28 protein-coding genes and 1 riboswitch are annotated in these 25,575 nt (G+C 74.9%); of the genes, 12 read left to right on the top strand and 16 right to left on the bottom strand.

Annotated features, from left to right (window positions below):
• The first annotated feature begins 26 nt into the window (after positions 1 to 26).
• The 4 genes from BM142_RS21645 to BM142_RS21630 all read left to right on the top strand — a co-directional run bounded on the left by BM142_RS21645 (position 27) and on the right by BM142_RS21630 (position 2,818).
• Entirely contained in the window at positions 27 to 452 is a 426-nt protein-coding gene (locus BM142_RS21645; RefSeq protein ID WP_092203180.1) for an STAS domain-containing protein, read from the top strand.
• Positions 449 to 1,393, top strand: coding sequence for a sensor histidine kinase (locus BM142_RS21640; RefSeq protein ID WP_092203178.1), 945 nt, complete (start codon positions 449 to 451; stop codon positions 1,391 to 1,393). The genes BM142_RS21645 and BM142_RS21640 overlap by 4 nt, the downstream gene beginning before the upstream one ends.
• Positions 1,394 to 1,597: 204 nt before the next feature.
• Positions 1,598 to 2,323, top strand: a complete 726-nt coding sequence (locus BM142_RS21635) for a GAF and ANTAR domain-containing protein (RefSeq protein WP_092203177.1) — start codon at positions 1,598 to 1,600, stop codon at positions 2,321 to 2,323.
• A gap of 63 nt (positions 2,324 to 2,386) precedes the next feature.
• On the top strand, positions 2,387 to 2,818 hold the full coding sequence (locus BM142_RS21630) for a hypothetical protein (protein ID WP_092203175.1): 432 nt from the start codon (positions 2,387 to 2,389) through the stop codon (positions 2,816 to 2,818).
• Here BM142_RS21630 and BM142_RS21625 read toward each other — a convergent pair.
• On the bottom strand, positions 2,815 to 3,213 hold the full coding sequence (locus BM142_RS21625) for a hypothetical protein (protein WP_092203174.1): 399 nt from the start codon (positions 3,211 to 3,213) through the stop codon (positions 2,815 to 2,817). The two genes, BM142_RS21630 and BM142_RS21625, sit on opposite strands and share 4 nt — an antisense overlap.
• 88 nt (positions 3,214 to 3,301) lie before the next feature.
• On the opposite strand from BM142_RS21625, the gene BM142_RS21620 reads away from it, so the two are divergent.
• Together BM142_RS21620 and BM142_RS21615 are read left to right on the top strand one after the other, a co-directional pair.
• Complete coding sequence (locus BM142_RS21620) at positions 3,302 to 3,685, top strand: VOC family protein (protein ID WP_092203172.1); 384 nt, start codon at positions 3,302 to 3,304, stop codon at positions 3,683 to 3,685.
• Positions 3,686 to 3,833: 148 nt separating this feature from the next.
• On the top strand, positions 3,834 to 5,063 hold the full coding sequence (locus BM142_RS21615) for a glycoside hydrolase family 3 N-terminal domain-containing protein (protein WP_092203170.1): 1,230 nt from the start codon (positions 3,834 to 3,836) through the stop codon (positions 5,061 to 5,063).
• Here BM142_RS21615 and BM142_RS21610 read toward each other — a convergent pair whose 3' ends face one another.
• The 7 genes from BM142_RS21610 to BM142_RS21585 all read right to left on the bottom strand — a co-directional run bounded on the left by BM142_RS21610 (position 5,064) and on the right by BM142_RS21585 (position 11,745).
• Positions 5,064 to 6,737 (bottom strand): SulP family inorganic anion transporter, encoded by a 1,674-nt coding sequence (locus tag BM142_RS21610; protein ID WP_217640835.1) that lies wholly within the window; start codon positions 6,735 to 6,737, stop codon positions 5,064 to 5,066.
• Positions 6,734 to 7,114 carry an ArsR/SmtB family transcription factor gene (locus BM142_RS21605; protein WP_092203168.1) on the bottom strand — a complete coding sequence of 127 codons (381 nt, stop codon included), beginning with the start codon at positions 7,112 to 7,114 and terminating at the stop codon, positions 6,734 to 6,736. Before BM142_RS21605 ends, BM142_RS21610 begins: the two co-directional genes overlap by 4 nt.
• Before the next feature lie 171 nt (positions 7,115 to 7,285).
• Complete coding sequence (locus tag BM142_RS25550) at positions 7,286 to 8,059, bottom strand: aggregation-promoting factor C-terminal-like domain-containing protein (protein ID WP_092203166.1); 774 nt, start codon at positions 8,057 to 8,059, stop codon at positions 7,286 to 7,288.
• A gap of 225 nt (positions 8,060 to 8,284) precedes the next feature.
• A riboswitch (cyclic di-AMP (ydaO/yuaA leader) is annotated at positions 8,285 to 8,399 on the bottom strand.
• A gap of 163 nt (positions 8,400 to 8,562) precedes the next feature.
• A complete protein-coding gene (locus BM142_RS21595; RefSeq protein ID WP_217640834.1) occupies positions 8,563 to 9,234 on the bottom strand; it encodes a class I SAM-dependent methyltransferase in 672 nt (223 codons plus the stop codon).
• An 8-nt stretch (positions 9,235 to 9,242) separates the two neighbouring features.
• The gene (locus BM142_RS25425) at positions 9,243 to 9,365 is read right to left on the bottom strand and encodes a hypothetical protein (protein ID WP_256381324.1); all 123 of its coding nucleotides are present in this window, start codon (positions 9,363 to 9,365) and stop codon (positions 9,243 to 9,245) included.
• Positions 9,366 to 9,403: 38 nt separating this feature from the next.
• Complete coding sequence (locus BM142_RS21590) at positions 9,404 to 10,246, bottom strand: SDR family NAD(P)-dependent oxidoreductase (protein WP_092203162.1); 843 nt, start codon at positions 10,244 to 10,246, stop codon at positions 9,404 to 9,406.
• Positions 10,246 to 11,745 (bottom strand): flavin-containing monooxygenase, encoded by a 1,500-nt coding sequence (locus BM142_RS21585; protein ID WP_092203160.1) that lies wholly within the window; start codon positions 11,743 to 11,745, stop codon positions 10,246 to 10,248. The genes BM142_RS21590 and BM142_RS21585 overlap by 1 nt, the downstream gene beginning before the upstream one ends.
• Positions 11,746 to 11,884: 139 nt before the next feature.
• On the opposite strand from BM142_RS21585, the gene BM142_RS21580 reads away from it, so the two are divergent.
• Positions 11,885 to 12,529 carry a TetR/AcrR family transcriptional regulator gene (locus tag BM142_RS21580; RefSeq protein ID WP_092203158.1) on the top strand — a complete coding sequence of 215 codons (645 nt, stop codon included), beginning with the start codon at positions 11,885 to 11,887 and terminating at the stop codon, positions 12,527 to 12,529.
• Here BM142_RS21580 and BM142_RS21575 read toward each other — a convergent pair.
• The 3 genes from BM142_RS21575 to BM142_RS21565 all read right to left on the bottom strand — a co-directional run bounded on the left by BM142_RS21575 (position 12,505) and on the right by BM142_RS21565 (position 14,961).
• Positions 12,505 to 13,455, bottom strand: coding sequence for an SMP-30/gluconolactonase/LRE family protein (locus tag BM142_RS21575; RefSeq protein WP_092203156.1), 951 nt, complete (start codon positions 13,453 to 13,455; stop codon positions 12,505 to 12,507). The genes BM142_RS21580 and BM142_RS21575 overlap by 25 nt on opposite strands.
• Complete coding sequence (locus BM142_RS21570; RefSeq protein WP_092203154.1) at positions 13,452 to 13,958, bottom strand: universal stress protein; 507 nt, start codon at positions 13,956 to 13,958, stop codon at positions 13,452 to 13,454. Before BM142_RS21570 ends, BM142_RS21575 begins: the two co-directional genes overlap by 4 nt.
• An 88-nt stretch (positions 13,959 to 14,046) precedes the next feature.
• Positions 14,047 to 14,961, bottom strand: a complete 915-nt coding sequence (locus BM142_RS21565) for a hypothetical protein (protein WP_092203152.1) — start codon at positions 14,959 to 14,961, stop codon at positions 14,047 to 14,049.
• Positions 14,962 to 15,228: 267 nt separating this feature from the next.
• Between BM142_RS21565 and BM142_RS21560 the strand changes: the two genes are divergently transcribed.
• Positions 15,229 to 16,359 carry an LLM class flavin-dependent oxidoreductase gene (locus BM142_RS21560; protein WP_092203150.1) on the top strand — a complete coding sequence of 377 codons (1,131 nt, stop codon included), beginning with the start codon at positions 15,229 to 15,231 and terminating at the stop codon, positions 16,357 to 16,359.
• A complete protein-coding gene (locus BM142_RS21555) occupies positions 16,356 to 16,985 on the top strand; it encodes an FMN reductase (protein WP_092203148.1) in 630 nt (209 codons plus the stop codon). Before BM142_RS21560 ends, BM142_RS21555 begins: the two co-directional genes overlap by 4 nt.
• Before the next feature lie 85 nt (positions 16,986 to 17,070).
• Here BM142_RS21555 and BM142_RS24740 read toward each other — a convergent pair whose 3' ends face one another.
• The 4 genes from BM142_RS24740 to BM142_RS21540 all read right to left on the bottom strand — a co-directional run bounded on the left by BM142_RS24740 (position 17,071) and on the right by BM142_RS21540 (position 21,902).
• Positions 17,071 to 17,244 (bottom strand): hypothetical protein, encoded by a 174-nt coding sequence (locus BM142_RS24740; RefSeq protein ID WP_175527400.1) that lies wholly within the window; start codon positions 17,242 to 17,244, stop codon positions 17,071 to 17,073.
• A 135-nt stretch (positions 17,245 to 17,379) separates the two neighbouring features.
• Positions 17,380 to 18,954, bottom strand: coding sequence for an FMN-binding glutamate synthase family protein (locus tag BM142_RS21550; protein WP_092203146.1), 1,575 nt, complete (start codon positions 18,952 to 18,954; stop codon positions 17,380 to 17,382).
• Between the two features lie 55 nt (positions 18,955 to 19,009).
• On the bottom strand, positions 19,010 to 20,488 hold the full coding sequence (locus BM142_RS21545) for a GntP family permease (RefSeq protein ID WP_092203144.1): 1,479 nt from the start codon (positions 20,486 to 20,488) through the stop codon (positions 19,010 to 19,012).
• A gap of 67 nt (positions 20,489 to 20,555) precedes the next feature.
• Complete coding sequence (locus tag BM142_RS21540) at positions 20,556 to 21,902, bottom strand: MFS transporter (protein ID WP_092203231.1); 1,347 nt, start codon at positions 21,900 to 21,902, stop codon at positions 20,556 to 20,558.
• Positions 21,903 to 22,001: 99 nt separating this feature from the next.
• Here BM142_RS21540 and BM142_RS21535 point away from each other — a divergent pair, with 99 nt between their 5' ends.
• Positions 22,002 to 22,631 carry a TetR/AcrR family transcriptional regulator gene (locus tag BM142_RS21535; RefSeq protein WP_092203142.1) on the top strand — a complete coding sequence of 210 codons (630 nt, stop codon included), beginning with the start codon at positions 22,002 to 22,004 and terminating at the stop codon, positions 22,629 to 22,631.
• A 79-nt stretch (positions 22,632 to 22,710) separates the two neighbouring features.
• Here the strand turns inward: BM142_RS21535 and BM142_RS21530 are convergent, their stop codons facing one another.
• A complete protein-coding gene (locus BM142_RS21530; protein ID WP_139228981.1) occupies positions 22,711 to 24,246 on the bottom strand; it encodes a hypothetical protein in 1,536 nt (511 codons plus the stop codon).
• Positions 24,247 to 24,683: 437 nt separating this feature from the next.
• Between BM142_RS21530 and BM142_RS21525 the strand changes: the two genes are divergently transcribed.
• Positions 24,684 to 25,082, top strand: coding sequence for a cupin domain-containing protein (locus BM142_RS21525; RefSeq protein WP_092203138.1), 399 nt, complete (start codon positions 24,684 to 24,686; stop codon positions 25,080 to 25,082).
• A gap of 233 nt (positions 25,083 to 25,315) precedes the next feature.
• The coding region (locus BM142_RS25320) for a helix-turn-helix domain-containing protein (protein WP_254791131.1) at positions 25,316 to 25,575 on the top strand (260 nt) is incomplete at its 3' end.

The raw sequence follows: 25,575 nt of genomic DNA, 5'->3' as shown, positions 1-25,575 counted from the left end.
TCGGTGAAGGGGCCTACGGTCAGTAGGTGCGCGCACACGGATCACTGAGCGACATCCCCCCGGCGGGCACCTCCGACCACATCTGCCGGGTGGACGACGCGGAGGACCCCGCCGTCGACCGCGCGCCGGGCAGTGGCGTCCCGCCCTTCCAGGTCTTCCTCGACGAGGGGCGTGTCGTCCTCGCGGGCACCATCGACACCTTCGGCGCCGACCGGCTCGCCCGCGTGCTCACCTCCTCCCCGGTCGACGGACGCGTCGTGGTGCTCGACCTCGGCCGCGCCGACTTCGTCGATGTCGCCGGCGCCCGGACCATCGCCCGGTGGGCCCGGGAGCTGGGCGCGCGCTCCATCGAGCTGGAGGTGCGGGGCGCGTCGGCGCTGCTGCGCCGGATGTGGCACTCCCTGGCCCTCGACCGGCTGGCCCCGGTCCGCTTCGCGGCGGCCGTCGCATGACTCCCGTCCTGGACCACCCGGCACCCGGCTTCGGCCACGAGGCGCTGTTCTACCGGGGGGACGACGACCTCCTCGCCGGGCTGCTCCCCTACGTGCGCGAGGGGATGGGCCTCGGGGAGTCGGTGGTGGTCGCCCTGCCACGGCCCGGGCTGGACCTGCTCCGCACCGCCCTCGGCGACGACGCCGCGACGGTGGAGTTCCTCGACATGGCCGAGATCGGGGGCAACCCGGCGCAGATCATCGCGGTCTGGGACCGTGCCGTCCGCGAGCACGCGGCCGCCGGGCGGGGGCTGCGCGGCATCGGCGAGCCCGCGTACCCCGGGCGGCGCACCGCCGAGCTGACCGAGTGCCGGCTGCACGAGCTGCTGCTCAACCGGGCCTTCGACGACGGGCCGTCGTGGCGGCTGCTGTGCCCCTACGACGAGGCGCACCTCCCCCGTTCGGTCACCCGGGGCGCGCTGCACACGCACCCCCTCCGGTCGACGGCGGCCGGCCCCCGGCGCAGCCGGGAGTACGCCCCGGGCGAGGCGGACGCCATGTTCCGGACCGTGCTGCCCCGCCCGACCGACGCCGTCCTGCGGGGCATCTACGGCCCCGCCGATCTCCCCGCCACCCGCCGGACCGTCGCGCAGTTCGCCCGCACCGTCGGGCTCCCGGAGGAGAAGGTGGAGGCCCTGCAGCTGGCGGCCTCCGAGCTGGCCACCAACAGCGTGCGGCACGGCGGCGGCAGCGGCACGGTGGCCATGTGGGTCACGCAGGACGCGGCGGTCGTGGAGTTCGTCGACCCGGGGCAGGTGACCGACCCCCTGACCGGCCGGCTCGTGCCGTCGCTGGAGCAGGAGTGCGGGCGGGGGGTCTTCCTGGTCAACCAGCTCTGCGACCTCGTGCAGCTGCGCTCCTCCGAGGAGGGCACCACGATCCGGGTCACCACCTGGGTGTGATCCCAGGTCAGGAGCCCGGCGACGGGCAGCGGGCCTCCCGCTCCCCCGCGACGGCGGTGGCTATGCTCGCGGGCAGAGCACGTCACACAGCCGGCGTGCAGCCGGGGCCACCGCCCCGCGTCGACGAGACCCTGGAACCCACGGGGTCTCGTCACTGACCGCCGGCGGCGATTCGTCCGGTGCCACCGACACGGAGAACCACGCGTGACTCGCCCTCAGAACGACCCTTCGGCGGCGGCTGTCCAGTCGGCCTTCGACGAGCTCGGGCGGCTGTCGTTCGCCGAGCACTCCCTCGACTCGGTGCTGCAGACCGTGACCGCGCTGGCCGGCCGGGTCCTCCCCGGCGAGCCGGTCACCTCGGTGACGATCCTGCGCGAGCGCGGCCCGGCCACGGTCGCGGCCAGCGGGCGGCTGGCCGACGACCTGGACCAGGAGCAGTACCGCCTGGGCGACGGCCCCTGCCTCTCGGCGGCGCGGACGGGCGTGCCCGCCGCGATCCCCGACACGCGGGCGGCCACCGCGTGGGCCGAGCTCGCCGCCGCGGCCGCCGCGCGGGGCTGCGACACCGTCCTGTCGATCCCGCTGCCGGTGCAGGAGCGGGTGCAGGGGGCCCTCAACGTGTACGGCCGGGCGTCGACGGCCCCGGTCGACCGCACCCGGGAGCTGGTGTCCCGGTTCGCCAGCTATGCCGTCGTCCCGGTCTCGAACATGTACCTGTACGAGACCGCCGTGGAGCGGGCCGAGCACCTCGAGGCCGCGCTGGACTCGCGGGCCGTGATCGACCAGGCCAAGGGCATCCTGATGGAGCGGTTCAAGCTGACCGCGGACCAGGCGTTCCAGGCCCTGGCCCGGATCTCGATGGAGACCAACACCAAGGTCCGCGAGGTCGCCGAGCGGTTCGTGCAGTCCGGGGAGTTCCCGTCGGCGTGACCGGTCGCGGGGGCCGGGCCGGTGGGGTTGCGCGGCCCGCCCCCGTCACCGACGGTTGCTGACGTGGATCCTCTCCGCGGGCTGGGCATGCCCCGCATCCCCGGGTTCGGCGAGCTGCTGAGCCTGCTGCAGACCCAGACGGAGGCGCTGGCCCAGCTGCCGCGCACGCTGAGCGACCTCAACGGCACCGTCCGGGAGCTGACCGAGGCCACCACGAAGGCGCACGCGACGATCGCCTCGGCGCAGCGGATCGCCGAGCGGCTGGAGGACCTCGTCGACGAGCTGGAGGAACCCGTGCGCGCGCTCAAGCCGGGCATCGAGCGGGTGGGCCGGGTGCTCGACGACCCGGTCGTCGACACGGTGCCGGACACGCTGCGCCGCATCCAGCAGGACCTGGTGCCGCTGATCCACGGGCTGCGGGTGGCTCAGGACCGGGTGGGCTCGGTCACCGGGCTGCTGCGCCGCAGGCCCCGGGACGGCGACGAGGACGGTTAGGCCGTCGGCGGCGTCGGGCCGTCGTCGGCGGGCCGGACGAAGTCGCCGACGGCCTTCTCGAGCTGGGCCCAGGTGGCGCTCCACTCCTCCAGCGGGTCCAGGATCCGCTCGAAGACGGCCAGCTGCTGGTCGAAGGCGTCGAGCTGGGAGCGCATCGCCGCGATCGACGACCGCTGCGCCCTGACCGTCGCGGCCACCGCCCCGACCTGCGCCGCCGACATCGCTCCGGGCGGGCTGGGGAGCGCGGGCAGGTGCAGCCTCGAGGGGACGGCGCCGGCGAGGTTGCGGGCGCGATCGGTGAACCCGCGCAGCTGGCCCACGAACTCGTCGATCGACCGGCTCACCAGGTTGCCGGTCGCCGTCCGGGATTCTGGTCGCTCCTGCTCGCCGCCCATGCCCCGACCGTATTACCCGCGCCCGGGGACGGCGAGTGCCGCCGGACCGCGGCAGCACGTCGTCGCGGCCGTGCGCGAGGATGGGCCCATGGAGGTGCTGAGCAGCCGGGTGTTGCTGCGCCCGACCGACCCCGAGCGGTCGCGGGCGTTCTACGGCGACGTGCTCGGGCTCGCGGTGTACCGGGAGTTCGGGCCGCCCGAGCACCGCGGCGTCGTCTACTTCCTGGGCAACGGCCTGCTGGAGGTGTCCGGGCAGGCCGACGAGCCGCCGCGCGGCCTGGCGCTGTGGGTCCAGGTGCGCGACGTGGCCGCCGAGCAGGCCCGGCTGCGGTCGACCGGCGTGCCGGTTACCCGGCCGCCCCGGCTGGAGCCGTGGGGCCTGGTCGAGATGTGGATCGAGGACCCCGACGGCGTTCGCATCGCCCTCGTCGAGGTGCCCGCCGACCACCCCCTCCGTCGCGACACCCGGTGACGGCCCGCGGACTCCTCCGCCGGGAGCTCACCGCCCCGGCGCCGCGGCCGGGGAACGCCGGGCGCACACCGGCCGGGGACACTGGCGGCGGGTGCGCCACCCGCCGTCGAACCCGCGATCGCTCGAGGAGGGCCATACCCGTGAGCGGATGCCTGTGAGCGCGATGGCCTGGAACGCGATGCCCGGGAGCGCGACGCCGACCGCCGGACGCCCGGCACGCGCACCGGCCCTCCTCTGCGCTCTCCTGCTGCTGGGCGCCTGCGGCTCGGGCGGCGCGCCCGCGCCCGCGCCAGGCGCAGCGGCGACCACGACGAGCGCGGCGCCCACCAGCGCACCGCCCGGTCCCGACGACCGCGTGGACGACGTCCTGGCCGGGCTCGACCGTCGCGCGCAGGTGGCCCAGCTGTTCGTCGCCGGTGTCCCGCTCGACGACCTCGCCGCCGGGGACGCCCTGGCGCAGCAGGGGGTGGGCGGGCTCTTCATGGCCGGCCGCTCGCAGGCCCCGGCCGGCGAGCTCGCGGCGACCGCCGCCCGCTGGCAGGCCCTCTCCCCCGGTCCCGGGCTGTGGGTGGCGGTCGACCAGGAGGGTGGCGCGGTCCAGTCGCTCCAGGGACCCGGCTTCGACCGGCTCCCCCCGGCGACGGCGCAGGGCGCCCTGCCGCAGGCCGAGCTCGCCGCGCTGGCCGAGGGCATGGGCGCGTCGCTGTCCGCGGCCGGCATCAACCTCGACCTGGCTCCGGTCGCCGACGTCGTCCCGGCGGGCACCGCGGCGGGCAACGAGCCGATCGGCGCGTACGACCGCCAGTACGGCAGCACGCCCCACGCCGTGGCGGCAGCGGTCGCGACGATCGTGGACGGGCTGTCCCGCGCCGGCGTCACGGCGACCCTCAAGCACTTCCCCGGCCTGGGCGCGGTGCGGCAGAACACCGACACCAGCACCGGCGTGACCGATTCGGTCACCGGCGCCGACGACCCCCAGGTGACGCTCTTCGGCGAGCTGGCGCGCTCCCCCGCCGACCCGTTCGTCATGGTGTCCTCGGCCACCTATCCGCGGATCGACCCCGCCGCGCAGGCGGCCTTCTCCCCGGTCGTCATCGGCGACCTGCTCCGGGAGCGGCTGCGCTTCGACGGCGTGGTCATCTCCGACGACCTGGGCAACGCCCGCGCCGTCCTCGACCTCCCGCCCGGCGAGCGCGCCGTCCGGTTCCTCGCCGCCGGCGGCACGCTGGTGCTCACCGTGGACCCGGCGCTCGTGCCGGAGATGATCGACGCCGTCCTCGCCCGCGAGAGCACCGATCCGCAGTTCGCGGCCACGGTCGACGACGCGGTGCGCACCGCCCTCCTCGCCAAGGACGGCGCCGGGCTCCTGCAGGGCTGATCAGCGGGCGGGGGCGGCCGCCGCGTGTCCGACGGCGTGCCGCACGGCGTCGGCCAGCTCGGCGAAGACGTGCCCGCGGTCGAGCAGCGGCCCCAGCGTGCCGACCGCGCCCAGGACGCGCAGGTGCTCCCCGCTCGCGCACTTCACCAGCACGGTGATGCCGCGCTCCTCCAGCTGCGCGACGACCTCCCCGAGCGTGCGCGCACCGGTGGCGTCGAGGGCGGTGACCGACCCGAGCCGCAGGATGACGACCCGCACGTCGGCGGTCGCGGTGCAGGCCGCGAGGAAGTGGGCCGCGGCGGCGAAGATCAGCGGGCCGTCGAGCCGGTAGGCCAGCACGTGCCGGTCGAGCAGTTCCCGCTCCTCGTCGTCGTCGAGCTCCCGGGGCTCGATCGCCTCGGGGACGGCGCCGGCGGTGCGGGCGAACCGGACCAGCGCGATGACGACCGCCAGCGCCATGCCGAGGCCGACCGCCGTGACCAGGTCCAGCGCCACCGTGGCCACCGCGGTGAGCGCGAAGACGACCGCGTCGCCCCGCGTCGACCGCAGGACGGCACGCACGGTGTGCCGCTCGACCATCCGGTAGGCGGTCACCAGCAGCACCCCGGCCAGGGCGACCAGCGGGATGCGGCCGACCAGGCCGGAGGCGCCGAGGACGATGGCCGCCAGCACGAGTGCGTGGACGAGCGCGGCCACGCGGGTGCGCGCGCCGGCGCGGGCGTTGACGGCCGTGCGGGCGATCGCGCCGGTGGCCGGCATGCCGCCGCAGAGGCCCGAGGCGATGTTCGCCACGCCCTGCCCGAAGAGCTCGCGGTCGGGGTCGGACCTCCGCACGTCGCTCATGCCGTCGGCCACCCGCGCCGAGAGCAGGCTCTCCAGCGCGGCGAGGAACGCGACGACGAGCGCCGCGCCGGCCAGGTCCGGCAGCAGAGCGAGGTCGGGCAGCGACGGCAGCGGCAGCCCGTCCGGCAGCGCACCGATGACGGCGACATCGAGCCCGGCCGACTCGGTCACGAGGGTGACCCCGACGACCGCGAGCAGGCTGCCGGGCAGGGCGCGGTGGACCCTCGGCGCACCCGCGGTGAGCAGCACCGCGAGCACGAGCAGGCCGAGGACGGCCCAGTGCGGTGCGGCGGCGAACTCGCCGACCGCCTGCGCCGCCGCGCTCAGGGCGCTCTCCCCCGCCGGCCCGCCGACCCCGAGCGCGTGCGGCACCTGCTGTGCCGCGATGACGACCGCGATGCCGAACGTGAAGCCCTCGACGAGCGGCCAGGGCACGTAGGCGAGCAGGCGGCCGAGCCGCAGCAGCGCCGCGGCGACGACGACGATCCCGGCGAGGACGGCCAACGGGTAGACCACGTCCGGCCCGTGGGCGGCGACCAGGGGAACGAGGACGACGGTCATCGCGCCGGTCGGACCCGAGACCTGCACCGACGACCCGCCGAGGACCGCCGCGACGGCTCCCGCGACCACCGCGGTCACCAGCCCGGGTGCCGCGCCGACCCCGGTCGCGACGCCGAAGGCGAGGGCCAGCGGCAGGGCGACGACGGCGACGGTGACCCCTGCGGCCAGGTCCCGCGGCCAGGAACGGGCCAGCCCCGCGTAGTCCGCGCGGCCGGGGAGCAGCGACCGCAGGGCCGGCCCGCCCGGCCGCACCGCGGGCGGCGCGCTCACGCCCCACCCCGTGCGGGTGCCGCCGCCGCGACGGCGTCGTCGGCGTCGTCGAGGGCGTCCAGCAGCACCTGCGCGTGCCGGAGGTTGCTGCTGAGCATCCGGCGGGCGACGCCCAGCAGCTCGGCGGTCTGCGGATCGCGGAGCGCGCAGATCACGTTGCTCTTCACCCGGCGGCTGTCGACGATGCCGGCCCGGCGCAGGACGCTCACCTGCTGCGAGAGGTGGGAGAGCTCCAGCCCGGTCTCGTCGGCCAGCTCGCCGATGGTGCGCTCTCGGTCGGCCAGCAGCTCCAGCACCCGGACGCGTGCCGGGTGTGCGAGCGCCTTGAACAGGTCGGCCTTCGCCTCGGCGACGGGGCGGCCAGGCGTGAACGGCATGACACCCAACCTAGTGGCTTCATCGATTCATCAAGTCACTCAGGAGGAGTGTCGTTCGCCACGAACGGCGCCGTCCCGCCCCGCGCGAGGCGGGACGGGCCGGGATCACCGGCCCGTTCGGGGGGCTCGGCGACGTGCGGGCGGCGCGGAGGGCCGGACGCCCCCCCCTGCTCAGTACCAGCCCTTCGCCTGGGAGTGGCTCCACGCGCCGCAGGGCGAGCCGAACCGGTTCTGGATGTAGATCAGGCCGGCGTCGATCTGCCGGTAGCCGTCGGAGGTCTTGGCGATCCCGGTGCCGGCCCAGGTGGAGTCGAGGAACTGGGCGATCCCGTACGCGGTGCTGGTCGGGTTCTGCGCGTTCGGGTTCCAGCCGCTCTCCTTGCCCCACAGGCTCTCCAGGCAGCTGAACTCGCTCGCGCTGCCGACCTTGCCCATGGCGTACTCCTTGTAGGAGCCGGCGGGGGCCGTGGGCGCAGCGGTGGCCCGGCCGGGGCGCGCGGCGGCCGCGGCGGCCTCGGCGGCGCGGGCGGCCTCGGCGCGGGCGGCCTCCTCGGCCGCGACGCGGGCGGCCTCCTCCGCGGCGACGCGGGCGGCCTCCTCGGCGGCCAGGCGCTCGGCCTCGGCCTGGTCCGCGGCGGCCTGGGCCGCCGCGGCCGCGGCGCGCTCGGCGTCGCGCTCGCTGCGGCTGGCGGCGAGCTGCTCCAGCGGGGCCAGGAGCTCGTCCTCGGCCACGGGGGCGGCCTGCGCCTCGATCCCGAGCTGCTCGGCGACGCTCACCGATTCCAGCTGGGCGGCCTCGGCGGGCGGCTCGCCGGCAGTGACCACGCCGACGAGGACCGCCCCGGCGGCGGCGGTGGCCAGGTACATCGCCGGGCGGCGGCCGGCGAGGGGCGGGCGGTGTCCACGACGGGAGGCGTGCGAGGACGTGAGAGTGCGCAGGTTCATGAGGTGCGGTTGCTCCGGATGACGGGGCGTGGGGTCCGGCCGGCGCTCGGGACGCGGGCGATCCACCACTGCGGGTCGAGGGGGCAGCACCGCGGGCTCGGCGCCCGGCGGGACGGACCGGTGCGGGCGGGTCCGCCCGGCGATCGGTCCGGTCTGCTGCGTGCGCGACGGGCCCCGGGGGCACGCCGTGCTGCGGCTCTCCTTCTTCGGTCTTCTCCGTGGCCGCCTACCGAGTTAGCTGACGGGTTCGGGCGGGAAGCGGCCCTACCCGCTCCGAGCGGAGCTCGGCGCAGGATTCACCCCAGTACTGCGGTGGGTCCCCGGCTCGCCGTCGGCTCGGTCCCGTGCTGGGCCCGCGCCTCGGGCGACTCGGCGGCGTCCGGCGCAGCCGCCCCGGATGGGGCGAGACGTTCCGGCCGGACCGAGCCAACGTAGCCGTCGTTACCGTTACGTGACAATCCCATGGCGGACATCGGGGGCGTGATCCATCTCGCCCCGGCCGGTCACGGGAGCCGCCAGACCGTGGTCCGCCGGAGCCGGACGGGCAGGTCGGGCGCCGACTCGGTGTCCGGCACGTCGAAGGCGGCAACCTGTTCCAGCCGGTCGGTGGGCACGTACGGCCGCCCGGGGTCACCCAGGTAGACGTCGGCGCCGCGGGCACGGGCCGTCTCGAGCCAGGGCAGCACCCGCTCGCTCATCAGCCGGTCATAGCAGACGTCACCGGCCAGGACGACGTCGACGGCGGGCGGCTCCTCCCCCAGCACGTCGCCCAGGAGGCCGATCGGTGCGACCCCGTTCTCGGCCGCGTTGACCGCGACCGCGGCGTGCGAGAAGGGGTCGACGTCGCTGGCGGTCACCCGGTCGGCCCCGGCGAGCGCCGCGGCCACCGCCACCAGCCCGCTGCCCGACCCCAGGTCGAGCACCGAGCGCCCGCGCACGGTCGCGGGGGTGTCGAGGACGTGGCGGGCGAGCGCCTGACCGCCCGGCCAGGCCGCGGCCCAGAACGGCGGCTCGGTGGGCGGCGTGCCGCGTTCGACCTCGATGGCCTCCCACAGGGCGACCACGTCCGCGGCCACGTGCAGCACCACCTCGGGCACCAGCGACGGCCGGGCGGGACGGGTGTGGGCGCGCACGAACGACGGGGAGACGGGCGGAGCGGGACGGTCGGCCGGCACCGGCCCAGTCAACCCGACCCTCCCCCGGCCGGCGTCACAGGCGGGTCGACCAGCTGGACGGCCGCCCAGGCCGCGCACCAGTCGGCGAAGAGGTGGTCGTCGGGAGCGAACTCGACCACGCGGGGCTGCACAGCTGTCGTCCTGTTGCTCCGCACAACCGGATCTCCGCTCAGCCGGCGGGCGGCCTCGCCGGGGCCGCCCGGCGGGCGATCAGCCTCCAGTAGCTGCCCGGCAGCAGCCGGACGAGGACGTCGGGGACCTTCGCGCTCCAGCCGATGAGCAGCCGGGGGCGGCGCTTCTCGATCGCCGTCACGATCATCGCCGCCGCCTTCTCCGGGGGCATGGTCAGCAGCTTGGCGAACTGCTTGCGACCCACCTCGTACTCCTCGACGGAGACCCCGGAGCCGGTGCGGGCGCTCTCGGCGATCCGCGTCTTGATCCCGCCGGGGTGCACGACGGTGACGCCGACGGAGTTCTCCGCCAGCTCGTGCCGCACCGCCTCGGAGAACCCGCGGACGGCGAACTTGCTGGCCGAGTAGGCGGCCTGGCCGGCCGGCGCGAAGATGCCGAACACGCTGGAGACGTTCACCAGGTGCGAGCCGGGGTGCGCCTTGAGCACCGGGAGCAGGGCGTGGGTCAACCGGACGACGGCCCGGAAGTTGACCGCCATGACCCAGTCGAACTCCTCGAGCGTCACCTGGTCGAAGCGCCCGCCCAGGGCCACGCCGGCGTTGTTGACCAGCAGGGTGGTCCCCGGGTGCTCGGCGGCCAGCGTGGCGGCGAGCGCGTCGGTCTGCCCGTCGTCGGACAGGTCGGCGACGTGGGTGGTGAGGGCCAGCGCCGGGTGGGCGGACCGGATGCGGTCGGCGACGTCGCCCAGCCGGGCCTCGTCGCGGTCCACCAGGACGAGGTGACTCCCCCGCGCGGCCAGCAGGACCGCGAGCGCCTCCCCGATCCCGCTGGCTGCTCCGGTGACGACGGCGGTGCCGCCGGCGAACTGGTACGGACCCATCAGGCGACCGCCTTCTCGTTCGTGGGAGCGGACACCCGCCGCTGGAAAGTCATGCCCTCGTCCTCGAGCGAGCCCCGCCGCATCAACCGGACGTCGCGGACGTAGTTCTGGTGCAGCTTCCAGGGCCTGCGGCGCCCCTGCCTGGGCAGGTCGGCGAGGCTGCGCTGCACGTAGCCCGACGCGAGGTCGAGGAACGGCTGGTCGGCGCCCTCCGGCGGGGCGACCGGGGTGGCCGAGGCGTAGCCCCGGGCGTCGAGGAAGCCGATCAGCCGGCAGACGTAGCGGTTGACCAGGTCGGCCTTGAGCGTCCAGGAGGCGTTGGTGTAGCCGATGACCATCGAGAAGTTCGGGACGCCGGAGAGCATCATCCCCTTGTAGGAGACGGTCTCGGCGAGCTCGACCGGCGCCCCGTCGACGGACAGCGTCATGCCACCCATGGCCAGCAGGTTGAGCCCGGTGGCGGTGACGATCACGTCGGCGTCCAGGTGCTCGCCGGACTCCAGCTGCACGCCGGTCCGGGTGAACGTCTCGATCCGCCCGGTGGCGATGGTCGCCTGCCCGCGCCGGAGGGTGCGGAACAGGTCGCCGTCCGGCACCAGGCACAGCCGCTGGTCCCACGGGTCGTAGGGCGGGTTGAAGTGGGTGTCGACGTCGACGTCGGGCACCTGCTTCCGCGTCATCCGGCGCAGCACCGTCCGGGCGGCGGTGGGCCAGCGCCGGCTGAACTGGTAGAAGGCCGTGGAGACCAGCACGTTCTTCCAGCGCACGATCGGATAGGCCAGCCGTACCGGCAGCTTCGAGCGCAGGAACTGGGCGAGCGGGTCGCGCCCGGGCAGCGACATGACGTAGCTGGGCGTCCGCTGCAGCATCGTCACGTGCGCGGCCGCGCCGGCCAGGTTGGGCACCAGGGTCACGGCGGTGGCGCCGCTGCCGATGACGACGATGCGCTTGCCGGTGGCGTCGAAGTCCTCCGGCCAGTGCTGGGGGTGGATCAGCTCGCCCCCGAACCGCTCCTCGCCGGGGAACTCCGGCCGGAAGCCCTCGTCGTAGCGGTAGTAGCCGGCGCAGGTCGAGAGCCAGGAGCAGGTGAGCCGCACCGTCTCGCCGGTGTCGGTGCGGCGGGCGGTCACCGTCCACCGGGCCTCGCCGCTCGACCACTCGGCGGAGAGCACCTGGTGGTGGAAGCGGATCCTCTCCGCGACGCCGTACTCGCGGGCGGTGTCCTCGATGTAGCCGCGGATCGCGGCGCCGTCGGCGATGGCCTGCGAGTCCGTCCACGGACGGAAGGCGTAGCCGAGGGTGAACATGTCGGAGTCCGACCGGATCCCCGGGTAGCGGAACAGGTCCCAGGTGCCGCCGATCGCGCCGCGCGACTCGAGGACGGCGTAGGACCTGTCCGGGCACTCGGTCTGCAGGTGGCAGGCGGCACCGACGCCGGACAGGCCCGCGCCCACGATGAGGACGTCGACGTGCTCGACGGTGCGGTGCGGGGCTGCCATGCGGTTCTCCCGGTGCTGGGCCGGCCGGAGCCGGTGAGGGGGCCGGCGCTCGGAACTCGGAGCACCGGACGCTATCGACGGTGTGTCGAACGAGTCAACAGGGTGTTGAGAAACGGGTCGGCGCGGCTATTCTCCGGCGGTGACCCCAGCGACCGGCGAGCCCTCCCGGGGCCGGCGCACGGCCCGGCCGTCGGGGGACGACCGGGAACTGGCCATCCTGGCCACCGCGGAACGCCTGCTCGCCGAGCAGCCGCTGAGCGCGATCTCCGTCGACGACCTCGCCCGGGGCGCCGGGATCTCGCGGCCGACCTTCTACTTCTACTTCGCGTCCAAGGACGCGGTCCTGCTGACCCTCCTCGACCGCGTGGTGGCCGAGGCCGACGCCGCCGGTCTCGATCCCTCCCTCCTGCCGGCCGCGGGGCCGCGGGCGGGCTGGCGGCACGTGATCACGACCTACTACGAGTCCTTCCGGGCCCGCCGGGCGCTCATCCGCGCCTGGGCGGAGGCGCGCGCGACCAACACCGAGATCCGCGAGCTCTGGGCCCGGGTGTTCGCCGACTGGACGCAGCGGTGCGCGGTGGCCATCGACGCCGAGCGGGCGCGCGGCACGGCGCCTCCCGGGCCGCCCGCGCTGGAGCTCGCGATCCTGCTGACCTCGATGAACGAACGCGCCCTCTACGCGACCTTCAGCGGCGACGGGCCGGCCGTCGAGGAGACCGGGATCGTCGAGGCGCTGCTCGAGGTGTGGTTGCGGGCGATCTACGGGGCGTCGCCGGTGGACTGACCCGCCGCCGCGATGCTGCCCACGCATCCACCGGTGAGGCTGCCGAACCACAGCGTCCCGCCCGCTTCGCGCACGCCGGTGAGCATCGCGAAGCCCTCCAGCGTGCCGGTGCGCTCGGAGACGACCCGGCCGGTGCCGTCGAGGGCCACCACCCCGACGGTGGGGACGGGCGCCGGCTGGAGCCGCTCGGGCAGCCGGCGGACCAGCGCGCGGAGGGCCGGGGGAGGCCGCAGGACCGCGTCCAGCGCGGGGACGCGCGGGCTCGCCAGCGCGACCCAGATCAGCCCGTCGGAGCCGCGGGCGATGTTGTCCGGGTAGCCCCAGAGGTCCTCGGCGAGGACGTCGCTGCTGCCGCGGCGCGGGCCGCTCAGCCACAGCCGCCGCACGCGGCGTGCCCCGGTCTCGGCGACGGCGACGAAGGAGCCGTCGGCGGCCAGCGCCACGCCGTTGGCGAACTCCAGGCCGCCGAGCACCTCGACGACCGCACCGTCGGGGTCGCGGCGGAGCAACCGCCCCGAGCGGGTCCGCTGCAGCAGGTCGTCCCGCCAGCGCGGGATCGGGAAGCGGGTCGAGGAATCGGTGAACCAGACCGTTCCGTCGTCGCCGACGGCCGCGTTGTTGACCGCGCCGAGCGGCCGGCCCTCGAACCGGTCGACGAGCGTGCGCACCCGGCCGCTCGACAGCGACACCGACAGCAGCCCGGCGTCGGAGGCGCAGACGAGCAGCTCCTCCGGGCCCAGCAGCTCGAGACCGAGCGGCCTACCGGGCACGCGGCCGACCGTCTCGACGGCGCCCGTCCCGGGCTCGATCCGCACGATCCGCCCGTCGGCCAGCCCGGTGAGCACGCGGCCGGCGAGGTCGACCAGGACGTCCTCGGGCCCCTCGCCGCCCACCGGGACAAGCCGGGCGCCGGCGAAGGCCGTCACTCCGCGACTGCGCTGCCGCCGGCCGCCTCGATCTCCCGCCCGGTCGCACCCGTGCGGACGACGGTCACCGGGCAGGGCGAGTGGTGGACGAGCTGGTCGCTGACCGAGCCGAGCAGCAGCCCGCGGAAGCCGCCCCGCCCCCGGGCGCCCATCACGAGCAGGTTCGCCCCCTCCGCCGCCGTCATCAGGCCCTGCGCCGGCGCCTTGTGCACCACGTGGCAGGTGACCCGGACGGCGGGGTCGAGGCCGGCCGCCTTGACGTGCGCGCTGAGCTCGTCGTGCACGGCCTTCTCCCACTCCGGGAGCGGGGGCACGTAGCCCGGCGTCCAGCTCGCCGGCTGGGGGGCGGTCATCATCGCCCACGCCCGGACGACGTGGAGCTCGAGGTCGGCGCGGCGGGCCAGCCGCCCGGCCCAGACCAGCGCCTCCTGCGCACACTTGGAACCGTCGTGCCCGACGACGATCCCGCCCTCGACCCGTACGACCTCACAGACGTCGTCCATCGCTGCCTCCCTCGGTCCCACCTGCGGCTCCGGTGCCTGGGTCCAGCCTCTCACCAGCCGCCCCGGCGCCGGTCCCGGGCCTCCGGCCTCAGTTCGGGACGGGGGCGGGACGGCCCAGCAGCACGACCATGTTCGGCTCCTCGCGGGCGTCGGGGACCGCGCCGGCCGGAGCGGGACGCGGCTCGTCCCGCTGGCCCTGCCCCTCGGCGGCCACGTTGTCGCGGATCACGTGCGTGCGCGGGGCGTCCTCGGGGACCGTGCCCGCCACCGCCTGCAGGGCGTCGCCGATCCGGTCGATCAGGTCGCGGAGCAGCTGGCGCGACTGGTCGCGCTGGCCGCGGACCCGGTCGATCTCCGCCTGCACCGCGGCCAGCCGGGCCGAGGCGTCGGCCGCCGCCCGCTCGCGCTCCCCCGCGGCCAGCTCGGCCAGCCGGTCCCGTTCCGCCGCGGCCCGGCGCAGGATCTCCGCCGCCTCGACCTCGGCACGCTCGACCGCCTGGGCGGCGGAGGCACGTTCCCGGCGGGCGTGCTCGACCAGCTCGTCGGCCGCCTCGATCGCCATCTCCTTGATCTCGTGGGCCTTGCGCAGCCGGGCGTCGGCCTCGGTGCGCGCCTCGGCCACGATCCGCTCGGCCTCGCGGGCGCTTTCCTCGGTGCGGGCGGCGGCCTCGTCGGAGGCCAGCCGCAGCATCTCCTCCACGCGCTCGGAGACGGGGAAGGACGCCGCGCCCCGGGGTGCGGCGGCCAGCAGGCGGCGGGAGATCTCGAGCTCCGCGGAGCACTCGCCGAACCGGCTCAGCAGGTGGTCGACCTGCCGGCGGACCGTGACCAGCTCGCTCTCTGCCCAGGCCGTGTAGTTGTCCACCTCGAGGCGGTCGTAGCCCTGCAGCCGCACGCGGAACACCGGGCGGTGGTCCATGAGCTCCTCGAGATCGCCGAGGGCCTTCGGCCCCTCCGGCTGCTCACCGGGTGGACGCCCGTGCGCCCCTCGCCCGTCGACCACCGCACCACCGGATCCGCTCCGCACCATCGTTTCCCCCCTCGCGCACCGCTGCCACGGCGGACAGTGCCAGACCCGGACGCCCGGGGCCGGGCGCCGTGACCGGACCGTGAAGATGCCACCGGCGTAGTTCGGCCCATCGTGCGGGACCGGTCACGTTCCGCGACGAGCCGGGCGTCCCGGTCCGACCGGGGGTCGCGGGCATAGATCCTGGGTGCCGCCTGTTGTGCGGGACAGTAGTTGCACTCTCAACTAGCAACGGAGACGGTCATGCAGTTCGGCATCTTCACGGTCAGCGACATCACGCAGGACCCGACGACCGGTCGCACCCCGACCGAGGCGGAGCGGATCCAGGCGGTCCTGGCCATCGCCCGCAAGGCGGAGGAGGTCGGACTCGACGTCTTCGCGCTCGGCGAGCACCACAACCCGCCGTTCTTCTCCTCCTCCCCCACCACGACGCTGGCCTCCGTGGCCGCGCAGACCTCCACCCTGCAGCTGTCGACCGCCACGACGCTGATCACCACCAACGACCCGGTGAAGATCGCCGAGGACTACGCGATGCTCCAGCACCTGTCCGGCGGGCGCGTCGACCTGATGATGGGCCGCGGCAACACCGGCCCGGTCTACCCCTGGTTCGGCAAGGACATCCGGGACGGCATCGAGCTGGCCGTCGAGAACTACGCCCTGCTGCGCCGGCTCTGGCGCGAGGACGTCGTGAACTGGGAGGGCAGGTTCCGCACTCCGCTGCAGGGCTTCACCTCCACCCCCCGGCCCCTGGACGGGGTGCCGCCGTTCGTGTGGCACGGCTCGATCCGCTCCCCGCAGATCGCCGAGCAGGCCGCGTACTACGGCGACGGCTTCTTCCACAACCACATCTTCTGGCCGCCGGAGCACACCCAGCGGATGGTCGAGTTCTACCGCCGCCGCTACGAGCACTACGGCCACGGCAGCGCCGACCAGGCCATCGTCGGCCTCGGCGGGCAGGTCTTCATGCGCCGGAACAGCCAGGACGCCGTCGCCGAGTTCCGCCCCTACTTCGACAACGCCCCCGTCTACGGCCACGGCCCGTCGCTGGAGGAGTTCACCTCCCAGACGCCGCTGACCGTGGGCAGCCCCGAGCAGGTCATCGAGCGCACCCTGGGCTTCCGCGACTACGTGGGGGACTACCAGCGGCAGCTGTTCCTCATCGACCACGCGGGGCTTCCGCTGAAGACCGTGCTGGAGCAGCTGGACCTGCTCGGCGAGGAGGTCGTCCCGGTGCTGCGCGAGGAGTTCGCCGCCCGCAGGCCTGCGCACGTCCCCGAGGCGCCGACCCACGCCTCCCTGGTCGCGGCGGTCGGCGGCGGCAGCGACCCGACCGTGCACGCCCCCGCCGACGCCGTTACCGGGCAGGCGCGATGACCACGCGGACGCTCGCCGTCGTGAGCGGCGGACTCGGCACCCCGTCGTCCACCCGGCTGCTCGCCGACCGGCTGACCGCCGCGACGGTGGCGGCCCTCGCGGAGCGGGGCGAGGGCGCCACCGTCGAGGTCGTGGAGCTGCGCGAGCACGCCCGCGACCTGGCCGACCACCTGGTCACCGGCTTCGCCAACCGGCCCCTGCGGACGGCCATCGACACGGTCACCGGCGCGGACGGCCTGATCGCCGTCACGCCGATCTTCTCGGCGTCCTACAGCGGGTTGTTCAAGACGTTCTTCGACGTCCTGGACAACGATGCCCTGACCGGCCGGCCGGTGCTGCTGGGTGCCACGGCGGGCACCGCCCGGCACTCCCTGGCCCTCGAGCACGCCGTCCGGCCGCTGTTCTCCTACCTGCGGGCGATCTCGGTCCCGACCGCGGTGTTCGCGGCGACTGAGGACTGGGCCGGGGCCGGCGGCGTCGACCGGGCCCTGGCCGGCCGCATCGACCGCGCCGCCGGTGAGCTCGCCGGTCTGGTGTCCGGCCGGCCGGCCTCCGGTCGGCCGGTGGACCCGTTCGCCGATCCGACGACCTCCTTCGAGGACCTCCTGCGCGGCTCCGGCACCTGACCCCACCCCGGCACAGGTACCCGTACCTGCGAGGGCGCAGGTACCGGTACCTGCGCCCGGCATCGGCCGGTGGCCGCGGAAGAGGTCAGTCGTCCTCTTCCTCGCCGCCGTCGTCCTCGCCGCCCTCTTCCTGGACGATGCCGCCCTCCTCGCCGCCCTCCTCGCCACCACAGGCGGTCATGGTGAGCGAGGCCGCCACGATCGCGATCCCGGCGGCGGCCGAGCGCAGGCGACGGGTGGGCAGTGACGTGCGGTTCATGGTTCCTCCTGCTGGACGGCCGACCGGGGTCGGGGCGCGCGGACGCCCTCCCCTGCTGTCCCCCGGCCGTCGCTCCGTTCCCGTATCCGGACGTTCCCAACCCGTGGCCCGCAGACCTCCCCCGTGCTCGTCGGTTCAGTCGACGGCGTCGGGGGACGGCGGGGCCGACCCGCCCTCGGGCGCCTCGCCCGCCATGAGGCGGGCGATCTCGGCCCGGTCCGCCTCCGACGGCAGGCCCCAGCCGGGTTCGTAGCCGTAGACCTCGCGCAGCGGCCGCGACGCCGTCCGCCCGGTGAGGATCTCGACCACGTCCGCGTCGATGAGGCCGGGGTGCTCGACCCCGCACGCCTCGGCGAGCCGCAGCAGGTCCCGGCGCAGGGTGCGCACGTAGTTGGCCGTCCGCACCGACTTCAGTGCCGGATCCAGCCCGCGGGTGAGCCAGTCGTTCTGGGTGGCGACGCCGACCGGGCAGGTGTCGGTGTGGCACTTCTGGGCCTGGATGCAGCCGATGGCCAGCATCGCCTCGCGGGCGACGTTCACCATGTCGCATCCCAGCGCGAACGCCACGGTCGCGTTGTCCGGCAGCCCGAGCTTGCCGCCACCCACGAACACCACGCGGTCGTGCAGGCCCTTGCGCGCGAACTCCGCGTAGACCCGGCTGAAGCCGAGCTGGAACGGCAGCGAGACCGAGTCGGTGAACAGCAGCGGTGCGGCGCCGGTGCCGCCCTCCCCGCCGTCGATCGTCACGAAGTCCACGCCACGGCCGGTGCCCACCATGAGTTCGGTCAGCTCCGCCCAGAAGGGCATGTCGCCGACCGCCGCCTTGATGCCCACCGGCAGCCCCGTCTCGGCGGCCAGCAGCTCGACCCAGTCCAGCAGGCCGTCGGCGTCGTCGAACTCCGCGTGCCGGGACGGGCTCACGCAGTCGACCCCCTCGGGCACCCCCCGCGCCGCGGCGATCTCCGCCGAGACCTTCGCACCGGGCAGCACACCCCCGAGGCCCGGCTTGGCCCCCTGGCTGAGCTTGATCTCCAGTGCCCGCACCGGGGCGTCGGCCACGCGCTCCTTGAGCCGGTCGAGGTCGAACCGGCCGCGGTCGTCCCGGCACCCGAAGTAGGCGGTCCCGATCTGGAACACCAGCTCCCCGCCGTGGCGGTGGTGGACCGAGATCCCGCCCTCGCCCGTGTTGTGCAGGCAGTCGGCCAGTGCGGCGCCCCGGTTGAGCGCCTCGACGGCCGGCCCGGACAGCGAGCCGAAGCTCATCGCGGAGATGTTCACGACCGATGCCGGCCGGAACGCCTTCGCCCTCCCCCGGGCGGCGCCGAGGACCTTGGCGCAGGGCAGCTCCACCCGCTGCCCGGCCTGCACGTGCGATGTCGGCACCGCACGGCCGAACGTGCGGTGGTTGATGACCGGATAGCCCGCCGTGTACTCGAGGTCGTTGTCGGTGCCGAAGCCGAAGTAGTTGTTCTGCGCCTTCGCCGACGCGTAGACCCAGCGCCGCTGGTCCCGGGTGAACGGACGCTCCTCGTTGTCGCCGGCCACCAGGTACTGCCGCAGTTCGGGGCCGATGGACTCCAGCAGGTACCGGGCATGGCCGAGCACCGGGAAGTTGCGCAGCAGCGAGTGCTGGCGCTGGAGCAGGTCCCGGGCGGCGACGGCGGCCACCGCCGACAGGCCGGCTGCCGCCGCTCGAGCGACACGGTTCATGGCCGTCCCTCCCCCTCCACCGCGCCCGTCGGAGCCGTCCTCCGGGCGCACGGGCTCACAGCAGCAGGCTCAGCACCAGGGCCAGCAGGAAGCCGATGGTGCCCAGCAGCGTCTCCATCACCGTCCACGTCTTGAGCGTGGTCTTCTCGTCCATCTGGAAGAACCGGCTGACCAGCCAGAACCCCGAGTCGTTGACGTGCGAGAGGACCGTCGCGCCGCCGGCGATGGCGATGACGATCAGCGCCAGGTCGGGGCCGGAGAGCCCGTCGGTCGCCTCGACCACCGGCGCGATCAGACTCGCCGCGGTGGTCAGGGCCACCGTGGCCGAGCCCTGCGCGACCCGCAGCAGCACGGAGATGACGAACGCGGCGACGATGACCGGGAGGCCGATGTCGGACAGCACGTCGGCGAGCGCCTCACCGATCCCGCTGGCCCGCAGGACGCCGCCGAACATCCCGCCGGCGCCGGTGATCAGGATGATCGCGCAGACCGGCCCGAGCGCGCTGTTGACCACCGACTCGATCTCCGCTGCGTCGGTGCCCCGGTGCTTGCCGAGCACGAAGGAGGCGACCAGCACGGTGATCAGCAGGGCCACCGGCGTCGCGCCGACCAGCTGCGCGGCCCGCACCAGGGTCGAGTCCGCGTCGACGGCGCCGGCCGTGGCCAGGGTGCTCATCCCGGTGTTCAGGAAGATCAGCAGCAGGGGCAGCAGCAGCAGGGCGATGACCGTGCCGAAGGCCGGGGGCCCGGGCGCGCGCGTCGCGGTCCGGGTGTCCCCACCGCGGTCGGCGACCGCCGGGGCGGTGCCCTCCACGGCCGGCTCCGGCGCCCCCGAGCTCCCCCCGCCGTCCGCGGTGGGCTCGTCCCCGGAGCCCAGGATGTCCGGGACCGGCACCTGGTAGCGCCGGCCGGCCCACGTGCCGAACAGGTAGGCGCCCAGGAACCAGGTCGGGAGGCCGATCAGCAGCCCGAAGACGAGCACCAGGCCGATGTCGGCGCCGACGAGCTCGGCGGCGGCCACCGGGCCCGGGTGCGGCGGGACGAACGCGTGCATCACCGCGAAGGCTCCGGCGACCGGCAGGCCGTAGGTCAGCAGCGAGCCGCCCAGCCGGAGGGCGACGGTGAACACGATCGGCAGGAAGACGACCAGGCCGGCGTCGAAGAAGATCGGGAAGCCGAAGAGCAACGCCGCCACGCCCAGCGCCAGCGGCGCGCGCTGTTCCCCGAAGCGGCGGATCAGCGAGTCCGCGAGGACCTGCGCACCGCCGCTGAACTCCAGCAGCCGTCCGAGCATCGCGCCGAGCCCCACGAGCAGGGCCACGCTGGCCAGCGTGGAGCCGAACCCGGTGGTCAGCGTGCTCACCACGTCCTCGAGCGGCACCTGGGTCGCCAGCGCGGTGAGCAGGCTGACCAGGATCAGCGCGAGGAACGCGTGCAGCTTCAGCCGCATGATGAGGAACAGGAGCACCAGCACCGCCGCCGCGGCGATGAGCAGCAACGGCCCGGCTCCCAGAGCCGGTTCCACCTCGGTCATGGCGCCTCCCAGCGGTCTCGGGACGTGATCTTCCGCGCCTCCGGGAGCACCCGCCACGCGAGCCGGGTCAGCCGTATGCGGAGCCGCCCCGCAGCCGGGCGCGCACCGCGACCGTGAGCGGTGCGAGCACGATCCCGTCCCGCGCCAGCCGGCCGCGCAGCTCGCGCCGGTGCCGGAGGACGCCGACCAGACCCACCGCCCAGAACACGTACTGCACGGCGAACGCGGCCCGGAAGGCACCGAGGTCGTAGCCGGTCGACGCCCCCGGGGTGAGGACGTCGAGGACGACGCCGATCGCCAGGATCGTCAGCAGCGAGGCCAGGAAGCCGCCGACGTTGACCACGCCGCTGGCGCTGCCGAGCCGCTCGGCGGGGTTCTCGGTGCGGGCGAAGTCGAACCCGATCATCGAGCCGGGGCCGTTGGTGCCGAGGACGACGACCAGGGCGATCAGCAGCGGGAGCGGTGCCCGCCCGGGCCAGAGCAGGACGACGGTCCACATGGTCGCGGTCAGGGCCAGGATGCCGAACACCAGATCCGACCGCCGCAGCGGCCAGCGCCCGCACAGCCGGCCGAACAGCGGCCCCACCGCCATGCCGACCACCACCAGCAGGGTCAGCAGCGAGGCCGCGACAGCCGGCGAGCGGCCCTGGCCGACGACGAGGAACGGATAGCCCCAGAGCAGCGCGAACACCGTGCCGGAGAACTGGGTGACCAGGTGGGTGTACAGCCCGATCCGGGTGCCGGGCTCGCGCCACGTCGCGGCCAGGTTGCCGCGCAGCTCCGCCAGCCCGGCCGCGGTCGCGGGCCCGGTACCGGCCGGTGCGTCCCGGAGGGCCACCAGCACCAGGACCGCCACGACGATCCCGGTGGCCGCGGCGCCCAGGAAGGTCGACCGCCAGCTGGTGCCGTGCAGCAGCGTGACCAGCGGGTACGCCGCGACGATCGACCCGAGCTGGCCCAGGATCCCGGTCAGCTGGGTGATCACCGGGACGATCCGGCCCGGGAACCAGAGGGACACCACGCGCAGCACGCTGATGAAGGTCATGGCGTCGCCCGCGCCGACCAGCACCCGGGCCGCCACGGCCGCCGGCACCGCGGTGGCCAGCGCCAGCAGCAGCTGGCCCACGGCCATCGTGACCGCTCCCACGAGGATCATCCGCCGGGACCCGAACCGGTCCAGGGCCACCCCGACGGGGACCTGCAGCGCCGCGTACACGCTCAGCTGGACGACGAGGAACAGCGAGACGACGGACGCGCCGGCGGAGAACCGTTCCTGCGCCTCCACGGCGGCCACCCCGAGGGAGGCGCGGTGGAACACGGCGACGGCGTAGGCGAGCAGCGCGACGAGCCAGACGACGTAGGCCCGCGCCGGTGGCCGCTCCCCGGCGGACGTCGGATTCCCGGTCGGCTGCATCGTCACCCCAAGGAGGACACCGCGCCGACGTCCGGGCTTCCGGGGCGCCGCGGTGAGTTCGCTCACCCGGGCCCCCGGTGCCCACTAGAGTCCGGTCCGATGCGCACCCTGGTCGACCCCACCGACGACCCGGGGGTGGACGACGCCCACCGCCGCGGCCGCATCCTGTGGGCCCTGGCCACGTGCATGGCGACGAAGGGCTACCAGGCCACCACCATCGCCGACATCGCCGCCGCGGCCAGGGTGTCGAAGACGATGGTCTACGCGCACTTCCGCGACAAGGAGGAGTGCCTGCTCGAGCTCTACTCGCGGGCCAACGACACGGTGCTCGCACGGGTGCACGAGGCCCAGGCCGAGGCACGGACGGCGGGGCTGCCGTGGCGGGACCGGCTGCGCGCGGGCATCGGCGCCTACCTGGGGACGCTGGCGGACGGGCCCGCGGTCGCCTGGGCGGCCCTCGTGGAGGTCCAGGCCGCCGGCCGGCCGGCCCTGGCGCTGCGGCGCCGCATCATCGACCGCTACGTCGACCTGATCACCGACCTGGCCGCGGAGCTGGCCGCGCAGTGCCCCGACGAGGTGCGGCAGGTCGAGCGCCCGCTGGTGGTGGCCGCGGTCGGCGGGATCAACGAACTGCTGCTGGCCCGGGTCGAGCAGGGCGCCGCCGAGCACCTCACCGAGGACGTGGATGCGGCGACGGCGGTCGTGGTGGGGCTGCTCGAGCGTCGCTGACGGCACCGCGGCCGGTGCCCGGACGCACTGCGGCCCGCCGTCCCGGAGGACGGCGGGCCGCAGTGGTCGTGCGGTGGGGTCAGACCGCCGAGTGGCGCGCCCGCGCCGAGCGGGCCATCCGGACGGTCACCATGGCCAGCGCGATGACCACCACGGCGATCCCGAGCGGGAGGGCCAGGCTGGCCGGCGCGAAGGGGGCGACGCCCTCGTCGAGCCGGGTCGCGCCGTCGGAGAGCTCCTCCTGACCCGCCGTGAGCCGGAGCATCCCGGCGTCCAGTTCCTGGACACCCTCGGCCAGGTCACCGGTGCCGGTGGAGAGCTCCCCCAGGCCCGACTCCAGCTCGGCGCTACCGGCGACGAGCCGGCTGCCACCCTCGGACAGCTCGCCGTTGCGCGCGGTGAGCTGACCGGCACCGTCCAGGAGCCTGGTGCTGCCCGCGGCGAGCTGGTCGGCACCGTCGGACAGGTCCCGGGCGCCCGCGCTGAGCGTGCCCGACCCCGAGGCGGCGGTGCGCACGCCGGCCGAGAGCTCGCCGGCTCCGGCCGCCAGCGTGGCGGCCCCCGCGGAGGCCTGCCCGATACCGGCGTTCAGCGTGTCGATGCCACCGGCCAGGGTGCGGCCCCCGACCGCGAGCTCGCCGGCCCCTGGCAGGAGCCGCTGGTCGACGCCTGCCTTGAGCTCGTCGAGGCCGGCACGCAGGTCCACCACCCCCGCGCTGACGCCGTCCACGTAGGCACGGGAGGTGCCCACGTCCAGGCCCGCGTCCGCCAGCCGGGCGCCGGCGGTCTGGACGTTGCCGAGGACCGAGCCGAACAGGGTGAGCAGCTCGCTCTGCTCGGCCACCGTGAGCGGCTCGCCACCCTGCAGCTTCGCCGAGAGCTCGGTCACCCGGGTTGCACTGGCGCCGGCGGTCCCGAGGGCGGTGCCCACGTCGCCGATGGCGGTCAGCGCCTCCGTGGCCTCGGTGCGGGCGACGCCCAGCGCTCCGGCCGCGGAGGCCGCCCCGGCCTGGGCCTCCCCGAGGCCGGCGCTGATCGTTCCCGCCCCGGTCTCGAGCTCGGCCGCGCCGGCCGCCAGGCGCGCCGCACCCTGCCGGAGCTCGCCGGCCGGCGCGGTCGCGGCACCGAGCCGGCCGAGGCCACCGGCGACGTCCTGCGCCCCCTGGGCGACCCGGCTCGATCCGTTCGACAGGGTGCCCAGGCCGGCGTTCAGGTCCCGGGCGCCCCTCTCCAGCCGGTCCGCCCCGGCGGCCGCGGCCCCCGATCCGTCGGCGAGTTCCCGGGAGCCGTCGGCGAGCTGCGCGACGCCGTCGACGTACTGGCCCACGCCGGCGCTGTACTGCCGGACGCCGGCGGCGTACTCGCCGATTCCGTCCGCCGCCTGCCCGGCGCCGGCGTCGAGGTCCTCGACGCCGGCGGACAGCCGGTCGAAGCCCTCCGCGAACTCCGACTGGCCGGCGTTCATGCGGGTGGCCCCGTCGGCGACCTCGTCGGCGCCGTCGGCCACCGTGCCCATCAGCCACAGGAAGCCGACGGACGCTCCTGCGACGCCGAGCAGGACGGCCGGGCCGACGAACCGACGCCGGCCACCCCGCTCATCTCGTTCTCTGAACAATGGAACTCCTATCGAATGGCGCCGCGCGGCGATGCGCGGCGTCGGGAGAGGTGCACGGTCTTCCGGAAGGAGCCCGACCTCGCGGGTGACGCGGTTCAGTACCGCGTGGTACCGGCGCAGAAGCTAGATCAGCCGTGGTCGGCGCCACAAGTGCGCGACTGCCGGCCCGGAGCCCTGAGCAGCCCGTTCACCCGCCCGATACCAGCAACGGCGGTCCGGATCCCCGGAAGGTGCACCGTGCGCAGCAGAGTTCCGTCGTCCGGATGTCACCCGATCGGGCGTACGCGGCGGCGGCTCGACGGTGGGGTCGGCGGAGAGTGATCGACTCCGCGCGCCCGCGACGACTACTCGCCGACCGGGGCGGGCAGGACCAGTGCACCCTCCACCCGGCGGCCGCCCGGGTGGCACGTCCGTTCTCGACGAGAGGAGCGCCGTCCATGGCGTCCGTCATCCACTACACGATCGCCACCGAGGCCGAGAAGAGCCCGGACTTCCGCCGTGTGCTCTGGACCGGTGAGCACACCCAGCTGGTCATCATGACCATCCCGCCGGGCGGCGAGATCGGCGAGGAGGTCCACGAGGTGGACCAGATCCTCACCTTCGTCAGCGGGACGGGGAAGGCGATCATCTCCGGGTCGGAGAAGGCGTTCGCCCAGGGCGACCTCGTCGTCGTGCCCGCCGGCAAGAAGCACAACTTCCTCAACACCGGCCAGAACCCGCTGATCCTCTACACCGTCTACGGCCCCCCGGAGCACGCCGACGGCGCGGTGCACGCGACCAAGGAGGAGGCCGACCGGCTCGAGGAGGAGGGCAAGGACGAGCCGCCGACGTCCTGACCCCACCCGACGCTGTGCGCGAACGCCCGGTTCCGAGCGCTTGGGTTCTAGGAGTCGTCGCAACACCTCGATGAGACGAGGTGACCTCGATGGCTGGAACCGTGCATGTGCCGAAGCAGGTTCATCGTCGGTTCTGGCGGCTGGTCGCCGCTGGAAGCTCGACCGAGAATGCCGCTGCTGCCGTCGGCGTGGTTGGTGCCACCGGACGCAGGTGGTTCGCCGAGGCTGGTGGCATGACGCCGATGAGTCTGGCCGAGCCCCGTGGCCGCTATCTGTCGTTCGCCGAGCGGGAGGAGATCGCCCTGGATCGGGCGGCCGGCCTGGGCGTGCGAGAAATAGCCCGGCGGCTGGGGCGCAGCCCGTCAACGATCAGCCGGGAGATCGCCGGCGGCTGCGTGAACCGCCGGCCGCGCGGCCGCTACCGGGCCTCGGTCGCCCAGGCCCGCGCCGAGGCACGGGCCCGTCGACCGAAGCCGGCCAAGCTGGTTCTGCA

The organism is Blastococcus tunisiensis, assembly GCF_900112815.1.
In the GTDB taxonomy this organism is placed as follows: domain Bacteria; phylum Actinomycetota; class Actinomycetes; order Mycobacteriales; family Geodermatophilaceae; genus Blastococcus_B; species Blastococcus_B tunisiensis.
Note: the sequence above shows the minus strand (reverse complement) of the source record. Positions and strands in the feature narration are given on the sequence as shown.